This is a genomic window from Halomonas caseinilytica, assembly GCF_001662285.1.
Taxonomy (GTDB): domain Bacteria; phylum Pseudomonadota; class Gammaproteobacteria; order Pseudomonadales; family Halomonadaceae; genus Halomonas; species Halomonas caseinilytica.
This window is the reverse complement of sequence record NZ_BDEO01000004.1, coordinates 20,496-40,127: the sequence shown is the minus strand read 5'-3', so window position 1 is coordinate 40,127 and position 19,632 is coordinate 20,496. Positions and strand designations below refer to the sequence as shown.

The window sequence follows — 19,632 nt, the reverse complement described above, 5'->3', positions numbered from 1 at the left end:
GAAAAAGCCCCGCCGTGTGGCGGGGAAAGACAAGGAAGGAATCGCCGTTTCAGCCCAACTGAAATGGGTAGACGCTGCCGATGCACAGAATGCCGGTCAGCTCGTCGAGAGCGGTGAGGGTCTCCTCGGCGAGCTGTGGGTCGGCCAGGTCGTCGGGTGCCAGGCGATCCCGGTAGTGGCGCTCGACCCAGGCCGTCAACTCGCCATGCAAGGCCTCGTCGAGCAGCACGCGCCCGGAGACGGCGGCACGCTCCGGCGCCGAAAGCGCCACGCGCAGCCTCAGACAGGCCGGACCGCCGCCGTTGCGCATGGACTGCTTGACGTCCTTGACCACCACCTCGCTGATCGGATTGTTGCCGGCCAGCAGATGATCCTGGATGCAACGCCACACCGCCTCGCGTTCCTGGCACTCGCCGGGTACCACCAGCGTCATGCTGCCATCCGGGTTGCTGAGTAACTGAGAGTTGAACAGGTACGAGGCCACGGCATCGTCCAGGCTGACCGCTTCGCACGGCACGCGCACCGGAATCAGCGGCTCGGGCATCCTGGCTCGCAGGGCGTCCAGGGTGCCCTCTTCATCACGGAAGGCCATCTCGTGATAGAGCAGCACCGGGCCGTTGCCCACCGCGATGACGTCATTGTGGAAGACACCGGCATCGATGGCCTCGGGATGCTGCTGGACAAACACCGCCTGCGCCTCATCGAGACCGTGCTGGCGTGCCACCGCCTGGCTGGCTTCCCGGGTCTGGCGAGCCGGATAGCGACGCGGCTCGACGCCGTCGCCCCCGAACGCCTGGCGGCCATAAACATAGAGATGCACCCCGGGCGCGCCGTGCTCGGCGCACAGCCGGGTGTGGTTGGCCGCTCCCTCGTCGGAGAAGGCCGGCGTGGCGGGCAGCGCCGGATGGTGCGCGAAGCGCGTCTCGTCAGCGAAGATCGACGCCAGCACCCGGCCGGTGGTGGCCGGTTCCAGATAGCGATGGAAGCTCGACTGCAGGTTGGCCGGCGTGAAGTGAACCCGACCGTCGGCGGCATCGATACTCGGCGTCACCGTGGCGGCATTAGCCGTCCACATGCTGGAGGCGGAACACACCGCACGCAGCAGTTGCGGCGCCTCGCTGGCGGCCCGGGCCAGCACCCGAGCGTTGTCGCCAGCGAATCCCAGGGCGCGCAGGGCGCCAAGGTCCGGGCGCTGCTGAGGCGGCAACACGCCCTGGGCGTAGCCGGCCTCCATCAGCGCCTTCATCTTGCCGAGCCCCTGAAGCGCCGCCTCGCGGGGGTTGGCGATCAACCCCTGGTGGGTCATCGAGGCGACATTGCCATGCGCCAGTCCCGAGTAGTTGTGCGTCGGGCCCACCAGACCGTCGAAGTTTACCTCGCGAACGTCTCGCCGGGCCTCGCTCATAGCGTCACCCCCGGCGGCAGTTCCTCGGGCAGTTGCAGCTCCTCGCTCTCCATGGAGGCCACCGGATAGGCGCAGTAATCGGCGGCGTAATAGGCGCTCGGGCGATGGTTACCGCTGTCACCGACCCCACCGAAGGGCGCGTCACCGGACGCACCGGTCGTCTGGCGATTCCAGTTGACGATGCCGGCACGAATACGCAGCAGGAAGTCGTCCCAGTCGGCCCGTTCGCCACCGATCAGCCCGGCGGAGAGGCCATAACGAGTATCGTTGGCGAGGTGCAAGGCTTCGTCCCAGTCGTCATAGCGGTAGACCTTGAGCAGCGGGCCGAAGTGCTCCTCGTCGGGAACGTCCAGACCGGTGACATCGATCAGGGCGGGAGACAGCAGGCTGGTGCCCTCCTCCAGGCGTGCCATGCGCGACAGCACCGTACCACCCCGTGCCTCGAGGTCCGCCTGGGCATCGAGCAGCCCATCGGCCGCGTCGAGAGTCGCCAGGCCACCATAGAAGCCGGCCGGCTCGGCGAACTGGCCGGCTACCCGCAGCTTGCCGATCGCCTCGCTCAGCGCCTCCAGCAGCCGGTCACCCACCGGTCCACGAGGGACGATCAGTCGGCGCGCGCAGGTACAGCGCTGGCCACCGGACAGGAAGGCCGACTGAAGGATGGTCAGCACGGCCGCGGCCTGGTCCGGTACGTCCTTGATCACCAGCGGATTGTTGCCGCCAAGCTCCAGGGCCAGGATCTTGCCGAGCTGCTCGGCGAACTGACGCTGCAACAGACCGCCGACCTTGGCGCTGCCGGTGAACAGCAGGCCATCGATGTCCGGATGCCGGGACAGCGCCTGCCCCACCGGCGCCGCGCCTTGGACGAGGTTGATGACGCCTTCCGGCAGCCCCGCCTCGCGCCAGCACTGCAGGGTCAAGTCGGCAGTCAGCGGCGTCTGCTCGCTGGGCTTGAAGACCACGGTGTTACCGGCCAGCAGAGCCGGCACGATATGGCCGTTGGGCAGGTGGCCCGGGAAGTTGTAGGGGCCGAACACCGCCATCACGCCATGCGGACGATGGCGCAGCACCGCCCGGGCACCGCCCAGGTCACGCTCGCGCTCGCCGGCACGCTCCTGCTGGGCACGAATCGAGATCGCCACCTTGCCGATCATGGCGCCAACCTCGGTGCGCGCCTCCCACAGGGGCTTGCCGGTCTCATGGGCGATGGCCGTGGCCAGCGCTTCGCGGTGGGTTTCCAGCACGTCGCGGAAACGCTCCACCAGCGCCTTGCGCTCCTCCAAGGGCGTGCGCGCCCAAGCCGGCATGGCGGCACGGGCAGCATCCACCGCAGCGCCCACCTGGGCCTCGCTGGCAGCGCCGCCGGACCACAGCGCCTCGCCGCCTACGGGATCATGCTTGGCGAATGCCTCGGCCTCGCCGGACTGCCAATGGCCGCCGATCAGTAGCTGTTGCGTCGCCTTCATCATGTCTCCTCGTCGGTATCCAGAATACGCAGGGTGTCGCCCGAGCCGACCTCGAGTCGCTCGGCTTCGGCCTCGCTCAGGGTCAACACGCCTTCTGCGTCGGGGCCGCGTCCCACCCAGGCTGCGCGGAAATCGGCCATGACGGTACTGGCGGCCAGCCAACGCGGACGCGGCGTCTGCTCCAGCTCGCCGGCCTTGACCTCGACCCGGCAGGTTCTCGACAGGCGCACGCCACGCACGTCGTCGATATAGGCTTCCACGGTGGGACCGCCATCGAAGATGTCGATGAAGCCTTCCCAGCGCAGGCCTTCCTTCTTGAGCATCGCCAGCGCCGGGCGCGTGTCCTCGTGCACCTGGCCGATGCAGGCACGCGCCTCCTCGGAGAGAAAGGGCGTGTAGATCGGGAACTTGGGCATCAGCTCGCCAATGAAGCTCTTCTGACCCAGCCCGGTGAGCCGGTCGGCCTCGTTGAAGTCCATGGGGAAGAAGTGGCTGCCCAGGCACTCCCAGAAGGGACTCCTGCCCGACTCGTCGAACAGACCGCGCATCTCCGCCAGAACCTTGTCGGGGAAGCCATCGCGGAACTGGGCCATGAACAGCCAGCGCATCATCGACAGCAGCGCGCCGTTGCGCTCGTGGCGACGGTCGGTACCACGATACTCGGCACGCAGGAACAGCGAGGCCACCTCGGCGTCGCCGGTGTGGTCCGAGCTCAGGAAGAGCGTGTCGATGGTGCGGTGCAGGTCGAGCTGCACCGAAGAGTGCGCCAGGGTGCCGACGCGATAATGATAGAAGGGGATCTCGCGTCCCACCTGGCTTTCGATGGCACAGCAGCCGGCCAGACGGCCCTCGACCTCGTCTTCGAGCACGAAGAAGTACAAGCGCTTGTCTTCCGGCGTCTCGCCATTGAAGGCGCTCACCGCCGAGGCGATCTTGGCGGCCAGGAAGGGTTCGTTATCGGGCAGCGAGGTGAACCCCACCCCCGTTTCGCGGGCCAGCACCCGCAGATCGTCCAGGTCGGACTCGGCAATCGGTCGGATGCGCATTACAACTCTCCCTCGTCGTAACCCGGGTCATGCTCGGCTCCTGCGAGTGACAGCGGCGCGGCAAGCACGGCGCGGCCTTCCTCGACGCCGAGCAGCTCGGCGTGCTCCGGCGACAGCATCAACTGGCCGGTGGGCGACAGGGCATAACGCGCCACGACGCAACGGAAATCGCCGAGACGCTGATTGGCGACCATCGCCGGCTCGGCGTCGGGCAGCGAATGGGAGGGACGAATGCGTACCGGATGCCAGGCGGCTTGACGAAAGCTCTCGAGCCGCTCGCGCTCGCCCTTGATCACCGGCCCAGCATCGAAGATGTCGACATGTCGCGAGCGCAAAAAGCCCTCGGCGAGCATCTCGCTCATGGCCGGCTCGTGCTCCGGGTGCTCACGTCCCACCGCGGCCCGCGCCTGAGGCGTGAGCAGCGCCAGGTACAGCGGGAACTGCGGCATCACCTCGGCGATGAAGCTCTTCGAGCGCACCCCAGCGATATAGTTGATGTCCTGGAAGTCGCGGACGAAGAAATGACGCCCCACGCTGTTCCAGAACGGCGATTGCTGCTCGTCGTCCAGATAACCGGGGAAGGCCATCGCCAGGATCTCGGCGAAGCGTTCCGGGTACTGGGCGATGAACATCAGCCGTGCACGACGCAGCAGACTCTCGGCGCTGGTGCCCCGATAGTGCGAGTCGAGCGAATAGGCGCACAGCAGGCTGGCTTCGGAAACCTCATGGGAGAGCGACAGGGTCTGTACCTCGCGGCGCACGTCGAGCTGCTGCGAGGCGTGGATCAGCGTCTCCTGGCGATAGGTATAGTAGGCTTCCCGGGCACCGGCCTGGGCGCGGATGGTGGCGGTACCCACCGCCTCGCCCCGCTCCAGGTCCTCGAGCACGAACGTATAGTGCTCATCGCCGGGAAACTCCACCTCGGCCTCGAAGGCCCGCTGGGAGCGCGCGATACGCTCCTCCAGCCGGTCGCGATGCGCCGGCAGATTGGTCAGGCGCGGCGTGGCGCTCCCCGCCAGCCGCTCCAGGGCCGGCAGATCCGCCGGCCGGGCGGGACGTACCACCAGCATGTCATGGCCTCCACGTGATTGGGCTTCCTGCATGGCGGAGACGCGGCTCACTGGTCGGCCACCAGGCGAGCGATGGCCCGCTCGAGGCGCGCCATGCCCTCGGCGATGTCTGCCTCGGGAATCACCAGCGACGGCGCCATGCGCAACACGTTGGGACCCGCCACCAACGCCATCAGACCCTCCTCGATGGCCAGCGGCAGGATGTCCTTGGCGCGCCCCTCGTACTCGGGACGCATCTCGGCACCGATCAACAGCCCCATGCCACGCACTTCCTTGAAGACGCCGTGCTTGCGATTGATGGTCTCGAGGTGCTCGCGGAACAGGTCATGACGCTTGGCCACGCCCTCCAGCACCTCGGGGGTGTCGATGTGCTCGACCGCTGCCAGGGCCACGGCGGACGCCAGGGCATTGCCGCCGTAGGTCGAGCCGTGAGTGCCCAGACCCAGCGACGGGGCGACGCGGTCGGTGGTCAGCATGGCACCCACCGGGAAGCCGCCGCCGAGAGCCTTGGCGGTGGTCAGGATGTCCGGCGCCACGCCGTACTGCATGTAGGCATACAGCGAGCCGGTGCGGCCCACGCCGGTCTGCACCTCGTCGAAGATCAGCAAGGCATCGTTGGCATCACAGAGTTCACGCAGTCCCTTGAGGAACTCGGGGTCGGCGGGAATGATGCCGCCCTCGCCCTGCATCGGCTCGACCATCACCGCACAGGTGTCGGCATCGATCAGGTCGCGCACGCTGTCGAGGTCATTGAAGTCGCCATGCACGATGCCGCCGGGGACCGGGCCGAAGCCCTGGGAATACTTCGGTTGGCCGCCGACGCTGACGGTGAAGAAGGTCCGGCCGTGGAAAGACTTGCCGAAGGAGACGATGCGGTTCTTGCGCTCGCCGTGATGGTCGTAGGCCCAGCGACGCGCCAGCTTGAGCGCGGCCTCGTTGGCCTCGCCACCGGAGTTGCACAGGTAGACCTTGTCGGCAAAGGTACGCTCGACCAGGCTGCGTGCCAGCTTCAGGGCCGGCTCGTTGGTATAGACATTGGCCAGGTGCCACAGCTTGTCGGCCTGATCCTTGAGGGCATCGACCAGCACCGGGTGACAGTGACCCAGCGCGTTCACCGCGATGCCCCCGGCGAAATCGATGTACTCCTTGCCCTGCTGATCCCACAGGCGGCTGCCCTCGCCACGCACCGGGATGGCCTTCTGGGGCGCGTAGTTGGGCACCATGTACTGGTCGAAGTCGCTGCGGGTCGGGGTCTGGGTCATGTCACGCTCCTTTTGCTCGAGAAGACTCGGAAGGATGGCTCATCGTGCTTTCGAGTCGATGCATTCGAGTATAGGGAGCGCGGACCGAGGGGGCTTTCAGCAATGGGACGGCGAATTGTGAAAGAAGGCAGCCTCTCGGATCAGGCCGAACCGCTCTCAGACGACCGGCACGCCCGCCATGCATGGGGCGATCCGCTCTCGAACCGCCGCCAGGCGCGCCGGAGTTGGCGATCATCGCCGAACCCGACCTCGCCGGCGATGCGCGCCAGGCTCCAGGGCGTCTCTTCCATCAATTGTCGCGCAAGCTGCAGACGCAGGCGCATCAGGTAATCGTGCGGCGACATGCCGGCGACCGCCACGAAGCGTCGGCGCAGGTGACGCTCGCTCATGACCGCCACCCTCGCCATGTCGGCCATCGACCACGCCACCCCCAGGCGGTCGCACAGGGCATCCTGCAAGCGGTGGATACGCTCGTCGACATGGTTGCGCCCCTCCAGCCAACCGGACAGTTGTGGCTCATGGCCACTACGGCGCAGGTAGAGCACCATCTCCCGGGCCACCGCCAGTGTCAGCCGGTGCCCGAGGCGCCGTGTCAGCCAGTGCAGCATGGTGTCGATTCCCGTGGAGATGCCGGCGCTGGTGAGGATGGGCCCATCTTCGATGAAGATGCAGTCGCCCTGCACGCGCGCACCAGGCGCCAACGCTTCCAGGCGCGACAGCAGGGTGTGATGAGTGGTAGCGCGCCGGCCTTCCAGCAGTCCTGCCTCAGCCAGCAGCAGCGAACCCGAGCAGATGCCCATGACCGTGCCGGCAACCGGCGCATGCTCGCGCAGCCATTCGACGGCCAGCGGCTGACGGCTCGGATCGATGCCCTGCCGATACTGCCCAGGCACCAGCAGCAGATCCCAGGCTTGCGGCGTCCTGGGCAGGGGCTCGATACCGCTCAGCGCCAGCGGCCCCAGCCAGTCGAGCGTCTCGCAGGGGCCGAAATAGCGAATCCTCAGATCCTCGTGCATGCGCTGCGCACTGTGCAGCACCTGCAGCGGGCCCACCAGGTCGAGCGGGACCTGGCCGGGGAGCATCAGCACCCCGACCGTCGGGGACGGCACCGTCTCAAGCGGCATGCGTGCCCCACTCCTTCGCCAGGCCGGCGACATCGACGATGCGCGCGAAGCGGCCTTCCAGCACCAGCTCGGTGCGCGCGCGAATGTCCTCGGCGGACCAGGTTCGACCCAATCGGGTCATGGGTAAGGTCAAGGTCGCCTCACTGACGAAGTCCACCGCGAAGCCGAGATCGGCGGCAACACGCGTGGTGGTCTCGCAGCACTGCTCGGTGCGAATGCCGCTGACGATCAGCCGTTCGATGCCCCGCTCGCGCAGCCAGCGCTCCAGCTCGGTATCGGTGAAGGCGTTATGGGCCCGCTTGTGAAAGGTCGCCGCCGCTGGCTCATCGAACCCCTCGAGCGGACGAACCAGGCCATTGGCGGGATCGAAAGGCGTCGCGCTTCCCGGCTCCTCGTGGAAGATGCGCACCATGGGAATGTCGGCCTGGCGGGCCAGTTCCAGCAAGGCGTGTTGCCGCTCGCGCCAAGGGACAGCCAGCGCCTCGTCCCAGTAGTCACGGGCCGGGAAGGAAGCTTGAACGTCGATCATCAGTAGCGCGGTGTTCATGGGCATGCTCTCCGTCAATGGGAATCATGCCAGGATACTCCTGCTCGTTCGCGTGGCTGAGGCCACAAACGGCTCATCAGCGGACATTTTCGGCCATAATCACCGAGTGCCGACACTGTTCGTCGAGCCTCTAGCCCAAACGCTCCTCGCGGGGCGTCATGCCAAAGTGATTGCGATAGGCAGTGGAGAAATGCGCCGCCGAGGAAAAGCCGGTCTGCAGGGCGATCTCGCCGGCGGGACGGTCGCTTTCGCGCAGCAGACGGCGAGCCTGCTGCAAGCGCAGGTTGAGGTAGTAGCGACTGGGCACGGCCTGGAGGTACTTCTTGAACAGCCGTTCGAGCTGGCGACGCGAGATGCCGAGATGCTCGGCCAGTTCGTGGGTCGTCAGCGGTTCTTCGATGTTCGACTCCATCAGCGCCACCGCGTCCACCAGACTCTGGGGCGCATGGCCGAGTCGCGTGCGCAACGGCACCTGCTGGGGCTCGTCGCCCATGCGGATACGCTCGAGCACGAAGTGTTCGGAGATGCGCTCGGCCAGCTCGTCACCGTGGTGGCTGCCGACCAGGGTCATCATCATGTCCATGGCGGCGGTGCCGCCTCCACAGGTCAGCCGGTCGCGGTCGATCTCGAACAACTGCTGCGACAGGCGGACCCGCGGATAATCCCGGGCGAAGGCCTCGAAACGCGGCCAGGGCAAGGTGGCACGATAGCCATCCAGTACCCCGGTACGCGCCAGCACCTCGGTGCCGCCGCCGATACCCCCCAGCACCACCCGAGCGGCGGCCAGGCGTTGCAGCCAGTCGAGCAGCGACTGTGGGACACTCCCCGCCAGTGGGCCCGGCGCGCACACCAGCAGCAAGTCCAGGGAGGCGCCGGAGGCTGCAGCCGCGGCCTGGGGCAGCAGGGCCTGTCCGGAGGCACTGGCCACCGGACGCTCGTCGACGGCGAAGGTCGAAAGGCGGTACAGCGTCCGGCCGGCCAGCCGGTTGGCCACATGCAAGGGCTCGGTGGCACAGGCCTGGGCCAGCATCGAGAACCCCGGCAGCACCACGACCCCCACGTCTCGCGTCAAACCGGGGGAAAGGGGCGGGGCCTTGCCATCAGCGACCATCATCGGCGTCGTGCAGGGTATCGATGAAGGCGTTGGATCGGGAGATCGCCGCTTGCATGCGCGCCCTCAGGGCCGCGACATCGCGTTCCAGTCCATCGACTTCCCCACGCAACGCCCCGATCGCCCGAGCATTGAGGTTGTGCTTCAACAACAGCACATTGTCGCGCATCGCCAGCAACACGGGGTGCATGCTGTCGGCAGCCTCCTGCATGGCGTCGTGCATCTGCGCATAGCGCTGACGCGTCTGCCGCAGCCGCTGCTCGGAGAGCCGGCGATACTCGGCACTCTGGTAGAGATCGAGCTCGCTTTCCCATTCCTCGAACAAGGCCGCGGCCACGGACTCGATGTCATCGATGCGTGTTTCGACCCGCTCGGCGGCGACCTCGCTGCGCTCGTACGCCTCGTCGAGGCGCTCATAGGTCTGCGACAACTCGCTGTCGGGCACACGCACCACGGCGCGGAATTGTTCCAGCGCCGATGCGAACTGTTCCTCGGCCGCCACCTGGGCGTCACGACCTTTCTCGACCCGCTCCACCATCAGGTCACGCTTGTGGATGCCGACCTTTTCCAGAGCGCCATAGTAGGCACTCTGGCAACCGCTCAGCAGCAACAGCAGGATGGCCGATACGAGCCAGCCATGGAGGGGCCGCGCCAGACGTCGGTGTCTCATGCGGCGTCTCTCAGAGTTCGACGACATCGAAGGTCGCCACCGGGTCGACGTCGGCCTCGTAGTCCACGTCGTCCCGCTCGAAGCCGAACAGCTTCAGGAAGTCGTGCTTGTAGCCCGCGTAGTCGGTGATCTCGAACAGATTGTCGGTGGTGACCTGCGACCACAGCGTCTTGCACGCCTGCTGGACATCGTCGCGCAGCTCCCAGTCATCGAGGCGCAGACGCCCGGCCTCGTCGGTGGCCATCTCGCCGCCCTGGGGGGAATAGAGACGCTCGCCGAACAGGCGGTTGAGCTGGTCGATGGTGCCTTCGTGCAGGCCCTGCTCCTTCATCACCTTGTAGACCATGGCGATATACAGCGGCATCACCGGGATCGCCGCGCTGGCCTGGGTCACCACGGACTTGAGCACCGCCACGTTGGCGCCGCCGCCCTGCTCGCCGAGGCGCTTATCGATCTCGCCGGCAGCGCGATCGAGGTCTTCCTTGGCACGGCCCAGGGCGCCGTGCCAGTAGATCGGCCAGGTGATCTCGGTGCCGATATAGCTGAAGGCCACGGACCGTGCCCCCGGCGCCAGCACACCGGCGCGGTCCAGAGCGTCGATCCACAGCTCCCAGTCCTCGCCGCCCATCACGTCGACGGTATCGGCGATCTCCTGTTCGGTGGCCGGCTCGACTTCGGCTTCGATGATGGCGTCCTTGTTGGTGTCGATGGCAGTGGCGCGGTACGTCTCGCCGATCGGCTTGAGGCTGGAGCGCTTGATCTCGCCGCTGTCGGGCAGCTTGCGCACCGGGGACGCCAGGGAATAGACCACCAGGTCGACCTGGCCGAGATCCTGCTTGATCAGCTCGACGGCCTTCTCGCGCGCCTCGTGGGAAAAGGCGTCACCGTTGATGGACTTGCTGTACAGCCCTTCCTGCTTGGCGAACTTGTCGAAGGCCGCGGCGTTGTACCAGCCAGCGGTACCGGGCTTCTTCTCCGTGCCCGGCTTCTCGAAGAACACGCCCAGCGTATCGGCACCGTAGCCAAAGGCCGCGGTGACGCGTGCCGCCAGGCCATAGCCGCTGGAGGCGCCCACCACCAGCACTTTCTTGGGGCCGGCATGCTTGTCCAGGCCTCGCGCCCGGGTCGCCTCGATCTGCTCGAGCACGTTCTTCTCGCAACCGACGGGATGAGTGGTGGTGCAGATGAAACCGCGTACCTTGGGCTTGATGATCACGACAGACCTCTTCGTTGGATACCGAGGAGCCGCACGGGGCAGCGTCCGGGAAGTTGTATTGCCAATGGCGACATTCTAGCGACACTGGACGGCACTGTCCGCCCTCATCGACTCGCGGGGCAATCACACCGGCCAGGCCGTTATTGAGTACCGCCGCCGGCTGGGGCAGCATGGCGGTGATCCCGATGTCCGACACACAAGCAGGAGACCGCCAATGGATGCCCAGACCCTCGTCGACGAGCGTGGCGAATTATGGCTGGCGCTGGCGCCCCTGTGGCTGGAGCGGGAACCCAGGGAAACCGACTACGCCCGCATGGTCGACGTCATCCAGCGTCACGACCTCAGCGTGCGGGAGCTCGAGTGGGTTTTCCGCCTGGAACTGGCACCGGTGCTCTCTCGCCAGCAGATGTCCGTGGCCAGCGAATGGCGCCACTTCGACGATCACAAGCTGATGCGCCAGCTGGTTGCCCACAACCTGAGGCTCAAGGGATGGCGTCGCAAGACCTGGGCGCTGTTTTCGGGCCTGACCACCATGATGGCCCGCCACCGCTGGAACGAGCTGATGGAACGGGTCTCGATCGCGCGGGGCGAAACGCTGTAACCCCACCTCGACCAAGGCGGGTCAGTGAGACACAAGCCGGGCCAGTGACGAAAGCGGGAGAAGCCACATGGATACTCGCATGATGGACCACGACCACGGATATGGACTGGTAAGCCGCTTTTTCCACTGGTTCATGGCGTTGCTGCTGCTCTGGCAGCTGATATCGGCAGCATTGCACTTCGCTTTCGACGAGGCGCCAGTCACCGACTTCTTCTTCGGTTTCCATTTTTCCAATGGTGTACTACTGCTCTGCCTGGCGCTTCTGCGAGGTATCTGGGGGCTGCTCAATCTCTCGCGCCGACCGCCCCATCGGCGCGGCATCGAGCGACTCGCCGCACTCGGCCATGTGCTGATCTATCTGTTGATGATCGCGGTGCCCACGATTGCCCTGATTCGCGCCTATGGTTCCGATCACCCCTTCTCCGCCCTGGGCATGCCACTTTTTGCCGGCCAGGCCACCGAGATCGAATGGATGACGAATCTCGGTGGCCAGTGGCACGGGCTGCTGGGCTGGGGATTGTTCGCGCTGGTCGCCGGTCACATCGCCATGGCCCTGGTCCACACCCATGTATGGAAAGAGCCCCTGATCCGGCGGATGACCAGGGGCAGCGATCTCCCGTAGCGGCCTGCCGGACTCGGGGCAATCGGCCGGTTGCCCTCGAGCCGCACGGCGAGAGGCGCTAGACGTCGTCCAGGATCCTCTCCAGCGCTTCATTGAGCTCGCCAATCCCCGCCCGCGGCGAGAAGCGACGCACGACGCGACCGTCCCGGGCCACCAGGAACTTGGTGAAGTTCCACTTGATGGCTCGCGTGCCCAACAGGCCCGGCGCCTCTCGCTTGAGCTCGACGAACAGGGGATGAGCGTGGCGCCCGTTGACCTGAACCTTCTCCATCAGCGGGAAGGTCACGCCATAGGTCTGTTCGCCGAAGGTGCAGAACGCCGGGGCCGACTCGGGCGACTGTCGGCCGAACTGGTTGCAGGGAAAGGCCAGCACGGTGAAGCCACGGTCGCGATGGCGACGATAGAGACGCTCGAGCTCGCCGAGCTGGGACGTGAAGCCACAGCGGCTGGCCACATTGACGATCAGGAGCACCTGGCCGCGGAGCGCGCGGAGGTTGAATGGCTCGCCGCGATACGTGCGGCAATCATGGTCGTGGATGCTCATGGCTCGGGCTCGCTGTCTGTTCCATCAAGATGCCACGCCGGCTCCCTCGGCGCCAGTCCCGCGCCAACGCGGCCTCACTCGGAGGCCGTGAGCAAACCGTCGTGGATGAGCGTTTCCACCACCTGGCGCGTATCCGGCGTGACATCCTCGAGCGCCAAGGCCCTTTCCGGGGGCAGCCAGAAGGTCTCGGCGACTTCATCCGCCTGCAGGTCCAGAGGACCATCATAGTCGACCAAGTAGGCGCTACCGAAGATATGGTTGCCATCCCGGGCATGAACGAACTCCAGCACATGCCGCAGGGGAACCCCGACGATCCCGAGCTCTTCGGCCAGTTCGCGTCGTGCCGCCACGTGCACGGCCTCTCCAGCCCCCACCACGCCACCGGCGGCCAGGTCGATGCCACCGGGGAAAACCTCCTTGTATAGCGTGCGACGCTGCACGCACAGCTCGCCCCGCGCATTGCGCACCACGATATAGGTGGCCCGGTGCCAGAAGTGATAGCGCCGCATGGTGGCGCGCGGAGCGCTTCCGCAAGGCCGATTGCGCGCGTCCACCAACTGGATGCTCTCGTCGGATATGCGCTGGACCACCGTCGAATCGGACGGCGCACCTGAGTCGGAGGTCATGGCAACTTCCTGCAGGGAAATAGGCTCAGCCTAACGGCTCGTCGTGAGCACGTCATCTCCCTGCCGCTGGCATCGCCTTTCCTTCGTTGCCTTGCCGGTGGCTGCGTTACAGTCATCATTCCCTCCCGATGACGACAACAAGGGCCGAGCCATGCGCGATACCGACAAGAATACCGACAACCGCCAGGTGGACCTCGACGATGAGGGCGTTCACTGGGATCAGGCCATGAGTTATGGGCAATACCTGAACCTCGAGTCACTGCTGGACTGCCAGCGCCCCCTCTCCCGCGAACATGACGAAATGCTGTTCATCGTCATCCATCAGGCCTCCGAGCTATGGATACGACTGTGCCTGCATGAAGCCCATGGCGCCGCCGAGTACATTCGCCACGGCGACCTGCGCCCCGCCTTCAAGATGCTGACTCGGGTCGCACGCATCCAGGAGCAGCTCATCAACGCCTGGGAAGTGCTCGTCACCATGACGCCGGCGGACTACCTGAGCTTCCGCGACGAACTGGGCCAGAGCTCCGGCTTCCAGTCGTACCAGTACCGAGAACTGGAATTCCTGCTGGGCAACAAGAACGCGCGCATGATCGAAGCGCACCGCGCCCATTCCCGCCACTATGATCGTCTGCACGAAGTGCTTCACGCCCCCAGTCTCTACGACATCACCCTGCAGCAACTCGACAAGCGTGGCTTCGATATCCCGGATGACCGGCTCGAGCGCGACTGGTCCGAACCCTATATCGCCTCATCCCGCGTCGAAGCCGCCTGGCGCGAGATCTATCGCGACACCGAGACCTACTGGGATCTTTATGAACTGGCCGAAAAGCTGGTGGATCTGGAGTACAACTTCCAGAAATGGCGTTTCAGCCACATGAAGACCGTCGAGCGCATCATCGGTTATCGCCGCGGCACCGGCGGCACCGGGGGCGTCAGCTATCTGGTCAAGGCCCTCGACCTGCAGTTCTTCCCCGAACTCTGGTCGGTGAGAACCCTCATCTGAGCGCCGCCGAAAGCGTTGACCGGGCACCGGCTGAAGGCCATGCTCAGAAAGGTTCTCGCCACTGGAGTTCCGTCATGCAGGACTACGCACCGCGTGCTCGACTGGCAACCCACGAGGTGACCAACCAGCCCGACGCCCCCGAGGATCGCAACCTCCTCGAGGATGATCTGCCGCTGCGCGAAGCACTGACACGAGACGCTCCCGACTGGGTGACCGAGCGTCTCGCCCCGCTGGGACGCGAAGTCGGCAGCGAACGTGTCCGCGCCCTGGGCGAGGCGGCCAACCGTCATCCGCCCGAGCTGCGCTTGTTCGACCGCTACGGGCGCCGTCTGGATGCCGTCGACTATCACCCGGCCTACCATGCGCTGATGCACCTGGCCCTGGACAACGGCTGGCACGCGGTCGCCTGGCAGGAGGAAGGCCACGGCGGACACCAGGCGCACGTGGCCGCCCTGTACCTGCTCACCCAGGCGGAACCCGGCTTCTGCTGCCCGGTGACCATGACCCATGCCGCCATGCCGGCGCTTCGCCATTCGTCGTCCCTGCATGAGCGCTGGTCGCCCGGCCTGCTGAGCTGGGACTACGACCCTCGAGCACTCCCCGCCGAACGCAAGACGGCGCTGACCTTCGGCATGGCCATGACCGAGAAACAAGGCGGCAGCGACGTGCGTGCCAACACCACCCGAGCGCTCCCCACTGAGGACGGTTGGCGACTGAATGGCCACAAGTGGTTCTGCAGCGCCCCCATGTCGGACGCCTTCCTGACACTGGCACAGACCGACGACGGCCTCGGCTGCTTTCTGGTGCCGCGCTTCACTCCGGATGGCGAGCGCAACGCCATCGAGCTGCAGCGACTCAAGGACAAATGCGGCAATCGAGCCAACGCCTCGGCCGAAATCGAGTACCGCGACGCCTGGGCCGAGCCACTAGGCGAACCCGGGCGTGGCATCGCCACCATACTGTCGATGGTCCAGCAGACCCGGCTCGATGCCGCCACCGCGCCGGTGGCGATGATGCGGCAGGCGCTCTCCGAAGCCTGGCGACATGTGCGAACACGCCACGCCTTCGGCCAACGCCTGTCCGAGCAGCCCTTGATGCGCACTCTGCTCGCCGACATGGCCCTGGAAGTCGAAGCCGGCGTCGCCCTGACCCTGCGCACCGCCCGAGCCTTCGACGGCGCCGCGCGAGGCGACGCCCACGAAACCGCCCTGGCACGGCTGTTGCCGGCGCTGGCCAAGTACTGGCACAACAAGCGGGCTCCTGGTTTCCTGGCCGAGGCCATGGAATGCCTGGGTGGCATCGGCTACGTGGAGGAATCCCCAATGGCGCGGCTCTATCGCGAAGCGCCGGTGAACTCCATCTGGGAAGGCTCAGGCAATGTCATCTGCCTCGATGTGCTGCGGGTGTTCGAACGCCACCCCGACGCCCTGGCGGCACTTCGTCAGGAACTCAACGCCGTTCGCGGCATATCTCCAGCTCTGGATGCAGCCATCCAGGAGCTCGTCACGCGTCTCGAAGCGCCGCCGGAGACTCTGGAGCGGCAGGCCCGCTGGCTGACACAGCGCCTGGCCCAGTGCCTGCAGGGCGCCCTGCTGCTGCGCCACGCTCCCGCCGAAATAGGCGAGACCTTCTGTCGCTCGCGGCTTATCGACCCTGGCCCCGTCTTCGGCATCCTGCCTGCGGATGCGCCTGAAGATGCAATTCTGGCACGCCTGCCAAACTGAGCCGCTCATGGAAGACTTGACCCTCAGATGGCTCCTCGGACAGGCCGTCAGCTTCACCGCTCTGGCGCTGTGCATCGTCGCCTTTTCCAGCAAGCGCGATGACCGACTGTTCGTGATCCTCGTTTTCGCCAATGTTGCCTTCGCCGCACAGTTCGCGCTCTTCCAGAGCTGGGTGGCTTCCGGCATCTCCGCGCTGATCGTGCTGCGTATCGTCCTGGCCCGACGTTACCCTCGCCATACCGGCATCATGGCGACGGTACTGATCGCTACCCTGGCCATTGCCGCCCTGACCTGGAGCGGGCCGGAGGACATCCCCGCCCTGGCGGCGGGATTACTGGGCACCTATGGCATGTTCATGCTGCGAGGCATCGCCATGCGCGCCCTGCTGGCCAGTGCCGCTTTCTGCTGGATCATCAGCAACCTGCTGGCCGGCTCCATCGGCGGCACTATCGCCGAGACCCTGATCTTCCTCACCAATGTGGTGACCATGTGGCGCCTCAAGCGCGATGCCGTGCTGCATGGCGTTTGAGGCGCCGACTTCCCCCTCTCCGCCTTGGCCAGGCCGAGTGCCAGGCAACCCGCCCATGCCGCCGGATGGGCGATGTCAGCCGCCGATGGGGCCCAAGGCTACCCGTAACGCCAACGCCAGAAGCAGCACGCCGGTAGCCCGGTTGATCCAATGGGCACGGGCCTGCAGCCAGGGCAGCACCCGAGAGTGGGACAGCCCGACGGCGACCAGCACGTACCAGCCACCATCGATGAGCATGGCTGTGCACACGATGATCGCGCGCGCCGCCAGGCTCATGTCCGGCGTCACGAACTGACTGAGCAAGGCAACGAAGAACAGGATGAGCTTGGGATTGGCGAGCGCCACCAGCATTCCCTCGCGCGCCGCCTGCATGCCAGAGGTGACCATGGCGTCCGCGTTTAGCGCCCCCGATCGCCCGGCCCGCAAGGCCTTGATGCCCAGCCAGGCCAAATAGGCGGCACCCGCCCAGGTGATCGCCTGGAACAGCGATGGGAAACGCTCGATCAGCGCTCCTAGCCCCCAGACGGTGAGCAGCGCATAGAGCCCCACCCCCAGCGCATGGGACAAGGCCGCCACCACGCCCGGCGTGCGTCCACCCCCGAGGGTGTGGCGCAGCACCAGCGCCAGGCTGGGTCCAGGCGACATGGCCCCCATGGCACAGATAGCCGCCAACGACAACCAGAGGGAAAAAGGCATGAGCATTCTCCAGTGACACATGATCGACCGGGCGCCACCCGGTCCGTCGACGAGCGAAAGGTATGGCAGAGAAACCGTGCCTAGCGGTGGAACTGCCCTTCGCGTTCCGGCTGCCAGAGGATAGCGTCGACACGCAGCGTCGCCTGCCTTCCTCCGGGCAGGGGCCATTCGATGACATCACCCACATGCAAGCCGAGCAGTGCCGCACCGACCGGCGCCATCACCGAGACACCATCGTCGGTGGATTCCAGCGCATGAGGGTAGACCAAGGTTCTCACGATCTCACGCTCATGCGTCAGATCGGTAAAACGCACCTGGCTGTTCATGCTGATCACATCCGCTGGAATCTGTTCGGGCTCCAGCACCTCACCACGCTCCAGTTCTTCTTCCAGGGATAGCGCCACGGTATCCTCGCCAGCCGCGTCGATGAGCCGCTGTAACCGTTCAGCATCGAGCCGATTGATGATCAAAGGGGGACGCACCGCCATATGAGCCTCCTTGCCAGACGTGGCGTACGGGGATAACCAATAAAAACAGCCCTCCACCCGTTAGCGGGAGAAGGACTGTCCACGAAGCCACCATACGACATCACCACGAGGAAAGACAGGCCCCATGATCCCCCGTGCGCCCGCCTTGCCGATATCAAGCCGCCTGGCGCGCATGTTCCCTAGGCGAGGGGCATGACACATCATCGGCAACAGGCGATAACAAAACCTCACAACAACGCTACCCACACCCCTCGATATGGGCATCTATACTCACGCCAAGCTCCCAAGGCACCCGTTTCTCAAGGGATCAGCGACCTTCCTTGAGACGACGCCTCCCATTGGCAGGCATCACTTGGAAGCCGGCAAGAGATTGCATACCAGGAGACACAGGAGGGCATACCAATGGTCGACAAGCATAATGCCACCACAAGCCTCCCATCCCCCACAGGCATCAGGCCCCTACAAGAGCACGAATACGTATTCGTGAACGGTGGCGTAAACGATCAGAGCGCCACGCTTTCACTCGACGAGCTCGGCGGAGGATGGGCTACGACCATGGCAGTCGGTGAGGAAGAGCCCTGGCATAACGCCTCTGTAGCGCTCGATATCGAACTGCACATTGGTGCGTCAGCCAAGTCCGAATAGATACGCCAGGTCACCAGGACACGACGCGCTCTCTTGCAGCTCCTGGTGACCGCCCTATACCTGGTTTGACAACCCGAACGCCTCTTCTTCTGACCACTACCCCGCCATCCGATACACAACAATCGCTGACAACACAGGTCTCTAGACGTCATGATTTTAGTCGCCGGCGGTCAGTTCGATGTCAATCTCAGAGCGCTGCATGAACGACTAAGCTATCGAGACATTCCATTCTGCAGTCTCCTGGTTGGCCCGAATCAGACACCGAATTTACGCATCGACATTCAGGGCAACCGCCTTGAAGTGAATGATAGCGAAATATCACCCACGGCCTGTTTCATCAGACACGATGTCTTCCTTCATCAGGCCTCCGATAGAAAAAGGGCGCAAACCAGTGCTCTTAATTGGTTCCAGGCCGTTCGTGGCTGGGCCGTCAGCCAGCCAAGTGTCCGGGTATTCAACCGACACTCTTACCTTCGTGAGAACAACAAGGTACAGAACCTGCTCCTTGCACAGGCGCATGGGCTCTCGATTCCCGACACGGTCGTCGTCAACGACCTCTCCAACCTTGATGCCTCAGCAGAGGCCATGGTGCACAAGCCGGTTGCCGGCGGAGAATACACGGGGCTGGTCAGCGAGTTATGTCAATCACCCGCCCTCGACTACCCTCGCTTCATCCAGCCACGCCTGCAGCGTCCCGAGATGAGGATTTACCGTATTGGACCTGCCCTGATGGCGTTCTGGCTGTATTCCTCCGAACTCGACTACCGTCGCACGCAGGATGTCGAGATCGTCCGCACTGCGGTTCCGCACACCATCGGCAATGACCTGATACGGCTGCTGGATCACCTCGAGCTCGACTTTGCGGCAGCAGATTTCATGGCAGACGAGGAAGGAACCCTGCATTTCCTCGAGGTCAACACGCAGCCGATGTTTGCCGCCTTTGATCGCGCAACCCACGGGAAGCTCTGTGATGCCATCATCGATGGCTTGTCCTACTGAGGAGGGCACTGCAAAAAGAAGGGAATGCCGCTAACCACTTGATTTAAAAGTGGTGCCGGTGGTCGGACTCGAACCGACACGCCTGCTACAGCGGCGATTCCTGAATCCGTTGTTCAATCATCCACGGCAGCACTTGCTATAGGTCTTCTGTTATAGATCAGCCATTTAAAGCCCACATCACACCCACCATCATGGTCGCACATGACCTGCGACCAGATAGTCGCCAGCCACTGCA

The 19,632-nt window shown here is 65.1% G+C and carries 20 protein-coding genes; 6 read left to right on the top strand and 14 right to left on the bottom strand.

The window, feature by feature from the left end:
* Window positions 1-49: 49 nt before the first annotated feature.
* From astB to fabV, 10 genes are all read right to left on the bottom strand, one after another.
* Window positions 50-1,405, bottom strand: coding sequence for an N-succinylarginine dihydrolase (gene astB / locus HSDC_RS05390; RefSeq protein WP_064698923.1), 1,356 nt, complete (start codon window positions 1,403-1,405; stop codon window positions 50-52).
* Complete coding sequence (gene astD / locus HSDC_RS05385) at window positions 1,402-2,871, bottom strand: succinylglutamate-semialdehyde dehydrogenase (protein ID WP_064698922.1); 1,470 nt, start codon at window positions 2,869-2,871, stop codon at window positions 1,402-1,404. Before astD ends, astB begins: the two co-directional genes overlap by 4 nt.
* Complete coding sequence (gene astA / locus HSDC_RS05380; RefSeq protein ID WP_064698921.1) at window positions 2,871-3,917, bottom strand: arginine N-succinyltransferase; 1,047 nt, start codon at window positions 3,915-3,917, stop codon at window positions 2,871-2,873. The genes astD and astA overlap by 1 nt, the downstream gene beginning before the upstream one ends.
* Window positions 3,917-4,987: an arginine N-succinyltransferase gene (locus HSDC_RS05375; RefSeq protein WP_064698920.1), complete on the bottom strand. Its 1,071-nt coding sequence runs from the start codon at window positions 4,985-4,987 to the stop codon at window positions 3,917-3,919. The genes astA and HSDC_RS05375 overlap by 1 nt, the downstream gene beginning before the upstream one ends.
* A gap of 47 nt (window positions 4,988-5,034) precedes the next feature.
* Window positions 5,035-6,249 carry an aspartate aminotransferase family protein gene (locus tag HSDC_RS05370; RefSeq protein ID WP_064698919.1) on the bottom strand — a complete coding sequence of 405 codons (1,215 nt, stop codon included), beginning with the start codon at window positions 6,247-6,249 and terminating at the stop codon, window positions 5,035-5,037.
* Window positions 6,250-6,389: 140 nt separating this feature from the next.
* Window positions 6,390-7,373, bottom strand: coding sequence for a GlxA family transcriptional regulator (locus HSDC_RS05365; protein WP_064698918.1), 984 nt, complete (start codon window positions 7,371-7,373; stop codon window positions 6,390-6,392).
* Window positions 7,363-7,920: an isochorismatase family protein gene (locus HSDC_RS05360; protein WP_064698917.1), complete on the bottom strand. Its 558-nt coding sequence runs from the start codon at window positions 7,918-7,920 to the stop codon at window positions 7,363-7,365. The genes HSDC_RS05365 and HSDC_RS05360 overlap by 11 nt, the downstream gene beginning before the upstream one ends.
* 130 nt (window positions 7,921-8,050) lie before the next feature.
* Complete coding sequence (locus tag HSDC_RS05355) at window positions 8,051-9,031, bottom strand: GlxA family transcriptional regulator (protein ID WP_170825742.1); 981 nt, start codon at window positions 9,029-9,031, stop codon at window positions 8,051-8,053.
* Window positions 9,021-9,701: a DUF2959 domain-containing protein gene (locus HSDC_RS05350; RefSeq protein WP_064698916.1), complete on the bottom strand. Its 681-nt coding sequence runs from the start codon at window positions 9,699-9,701 to the stop codon at window positions 9,021-9,023. Before HSDC_RS05350 ends, HSDC_RS05355 begins: the two co-directional genes overlap by 11 nt.
* A 10-nt stretch (window positions 9,702-9,711) precedes the next feature.
* Window positions 9,712-10,917, bottom strand: a complete 1,206-nt coding sequence (fabV, locus tag HSDC_RS05345) for an enoyl-ACP reductase FabV (RefSeq protein WP_064698915.1) — start codon at window positions 10,915-10,917, stop codon at window positions 9,712-9,714.
* Between the two features lie 214 nt (window positions 10,918-11,131).
* Between fabV and HSDC_RS05340 the strand changes: the two genes are divergently transcribed.
* Both HSDC_RS05340 and HSDC_RS05335 read left to right on the top strand, forming a co-directional pair.
* Window positions 11,132-11,518, top strand: coding sequence for a DUF7079 family protein (locus HSDC_RS05340; RefSeq protein ID WP_064698914.1), 387 nt, complete (start codon window positions 11,132-11,134; stop codon window positions 11,516-11,518).
* A gap of 67 nt (window positions 11,519-11,585) precedes the next feature.
* Window positions 11,586-12,140 carry a cytochrome b gene (locus HSDC_RS05335; protein WP_064698913.1) on the top strand — a complete coding sequence of 185 codons (555 nt, stop codon included), beginning with the start codon at window positions 11,586-11,588 and terminating at the stop codon, window positions 12,138-12,140.
* 58 nt (window positions 12,141-12,198) lie between these two features.
* On the opposite strand, the gene HSDC_RS05330 is transcribed toward HSDC_RS05335, so the two are convergent.
* Together HSDC_RS05330 and HSDC_RS05325 are read right to left on the bottom strand one after the other, a co-directional pair.
* On the bottom strand, window positions 12,199-12,684 hold the full coding sequence (locus HSDC_RS05330) for a glutathione peroxidase (RefSeq protein ID WP_064698912.1): 486 nt from the start codon (window positions 12,682-12,684) through the stop codon (window positions 12,199-12,201).
* A gap of 74 nt (window positions 12,685-12,758) precedes the next feature.
* Window positions 12,759-13,310 carry an NUDIX hydrolase gene (locus HSDC_RS05325; protein WP_082919955.1) on the bottom strand — a complete coding sequence of 184 codons (552 nt, stop codon included), beginning with the start codon at window positions 13,308-13,310 and terminating at the stop codon, window positions 12,759-12,761.
* A 151-nt stretch (window positions 13,311-13,461) separates the two neighbouring features.
* Here HSDC_RS05325 and kynA point away from each other — a divergent pair, with 151 nt between their 5' ends.
* The 3 genes from kynA to HSDC_RS05310 all read left to right on the top strand — a co-directional run bounded on the left by kynA (window position 13,462) and on the right by HSDC_RS05310 (window position 16,569).
* A complete protein-coding gene (kynA, locus tag HSDC_RS05320) occupies window positions 13,462-14,316 on the top strand; it encodes a tryptophan 2,3-dioxygenase (RefSeq protein ID WP_064698911.1) in 855 nt (284 codons plus the stop codon).
* A 74-nt stretch (window positions 14,317-14,390) separates the two neighbouring features.
* Window positions 14,391-16,040 carry an acyl-CoA dehydrogenase family protein gene (locus tag HSDC_RS05315; RefSeq protein WP_064698910.1) on the top strand — a complete coding sequence of 550 codons (1,650 nt, stop codon included), beginning with the start codon at window positions 14,391-14,393 and terminating at the stop codon, window positions 16,038-16,040.
* A 7-nt stretch (window positions 16,041-16,047) separates the two neighbouring features.
* Window positions 16,048-16,569, top strand: a complete 522-nt coding sequence (locus HSDC_RS05310; protein ID WP_064698909.1) for a YgjV family protein — start codon at window positions 16,048-16,050, stop codon at window positions 16,567-16,569.
* Window positions 16,570-16,644: 75 nt separating this feature from the next.
* Here the strand turns inward: HSDC_RS05310 and HSDC_RS05305 are convergent, their stop codons facing one another.
* Entirely contained in the window at window positions 16,645-17,265 is a 621-nt protein-coding gene (locus HSDC_RS05305) for a LysE family translocator (protein ID WP_137055207.1), read from the bottom strand.
* A gap of 80 nt (window positions 17,266-17,345) precedes the next feature.
* Complete coding sequence (rnk, locus tag HSDC_RS05300; RefSeq protein ID WP_064698907.1) at window positions 17,346-17,753, bottom strand: nucleoside diphosphate kinase regulator; 408 nt, start codon at window positions 17,751-17,753, stop codon at window positions 17,346-17,348.
* A gap of 795 nt (window positions 17,754-18,548) precedes the next feature.
* Here rnk and HSDC_RS16655 point away from each other — a divergent pair.
* A complete protein-coding gene (locus HSDC_RS16655) occupies window positions 18,549-19,397 on the top strand; it encodes an ATP-grasp domain-containing protein (RefSeq protein WP_137055204.1) in 849 nt (282 codons plus the stop codon).
* Window positions 19,398-19,632 lie beyond the last annotated feature (235 nt).

Bases quoted from the DNA above. Each gene is read 5' to 3' on its own strand.
- kynA (WP_064698911.1), top strand. From the start codon at position 13,462: ATGCGCGATACCGACAAGAATACCGACAACCGCCAGGTGGACCTCGAC.
- HSDC_RS05355 (WP_170825742.1), bottom strand. From the start codon at position 9,031: ATGGTCGCTGATGGCAAGGCCCCGCCCCTTTCCCCCGGTTTGACGCGA.
- HSDC_RS05340 (WP_064698914.1), top strand. From the start codon at position 11,132: ATGGATGCCCAGACCCTCGTCGACGAGCGTGGCGAATTATGGCTGGCG.
- HSDC_RS05305 (WP_137055207.1), bottom strand. From the start codon at position 17,265: ATGCCTTTTTCCCTCTGGTTGTCGTTGGCGGCTATCTGTGCCATGGGG.
- astB (WP_064698923.1), bottom strand. From the start codon at position 1,405: ATGAGCGAGGCCCGGCGAGACGTTCGCGAGGTAAACTTCGACGGTCTG.
- HSDC_RS05370 (WP_064698919.1), bottom strand. From the start codon at position 6,249: ATGACCCAGACCCCGACCCGCAGCGACTTCGACCAGTACATGGTGCCC.
- HSDC_RS05365 (WP_064698918.1), bottom strand. From the start codon at position 7,373: ATGCCGCTTGAGACGGTGCCGTCCCCGACGGTCGGGGTGCTGATGCTC.
- rnk (WP_064698907.1), bottom strand. From the start codon at position 17,753: ATGGCGGTGCGTCCCCCTTTGATCATCAATCGGCTCGATGCTGAACGG.
- HSDC_RS05310 (WP_064698909.1), top strand. From the start codon at position 16,048: ATGGAAGACTTGACCCTCAGATGGCTCCTCGGACAGGCCGTCAGCTTC.
- astA (WP_064698921.1), bottom strand. From the start codon at position 3,917: ATGCGCATCCGACCGATTGCCGAGTCCGACCTGGACGATCTGCGGGTG.
- HSDC_RS05360 (WP_064698917.1), bottom strand. From the start codon at position 7,920: ATGAACACCGCGCTACTGATGATCGACGTTCAAGCTTCCTTCCCGGCC.
- HSDC_RS05325 (WP_082919955.1), bottom strand. From the start codon at position 13,310: ATGACCTCCGACTCAGGTGCGCCGTCCGATTCGACGGTGGTCCAGCGC.
- astD (WP_064698922.1), bottom strand. From the start codon at position 2,871: ATGAAGGCGACGCAACAGCTACTGATCGGCGGCCATTGGCAGTCCGGC.
- HSDC_RS05335 (WP_064698913.1), top strand. From the start codon at position 11,586: ATGGATACTCGCATGATGGACCACGACCACGGATATGGACTGGTAAGC.
- HSDC_RS05350 (WP_064698916.1), bottom strand. From the start codon at position 9,701: ATGAGACACCGACGTCTGGCGCGGCCCCTCCATGGCTGGCTCGTATCG.
- HSDC_RS05315 (WP_064698910.1), top strand. From the start codon at position 14,391: ATGCAGGACTACGCACCGCGTGCTCGACTGGCAACCCACGAGGTGACC.
- HSDC_RS05330 (WP_064698912.1), bottom strand. From the start codon at position 12,684: ATGAGCATCCACGACCATGATTGCCGCACGTATCGCGGCGAGCCATTC.
- HSDC_RS16655 (WP_137055204.1), top strand. From the start codon at position 18,549: ATGATTTTAGTCGCCGGCGGTCAGTTCGATGTCAATCTCAGAGCGCTG.
- HSDC_RS05375 (WP_064698920.1), bottom strand. From the start codon at position 4,987: ATGCTGGTGGTACGTCCCGCCCGGCCGGCGGATCTGCCGGCCCTGGAG.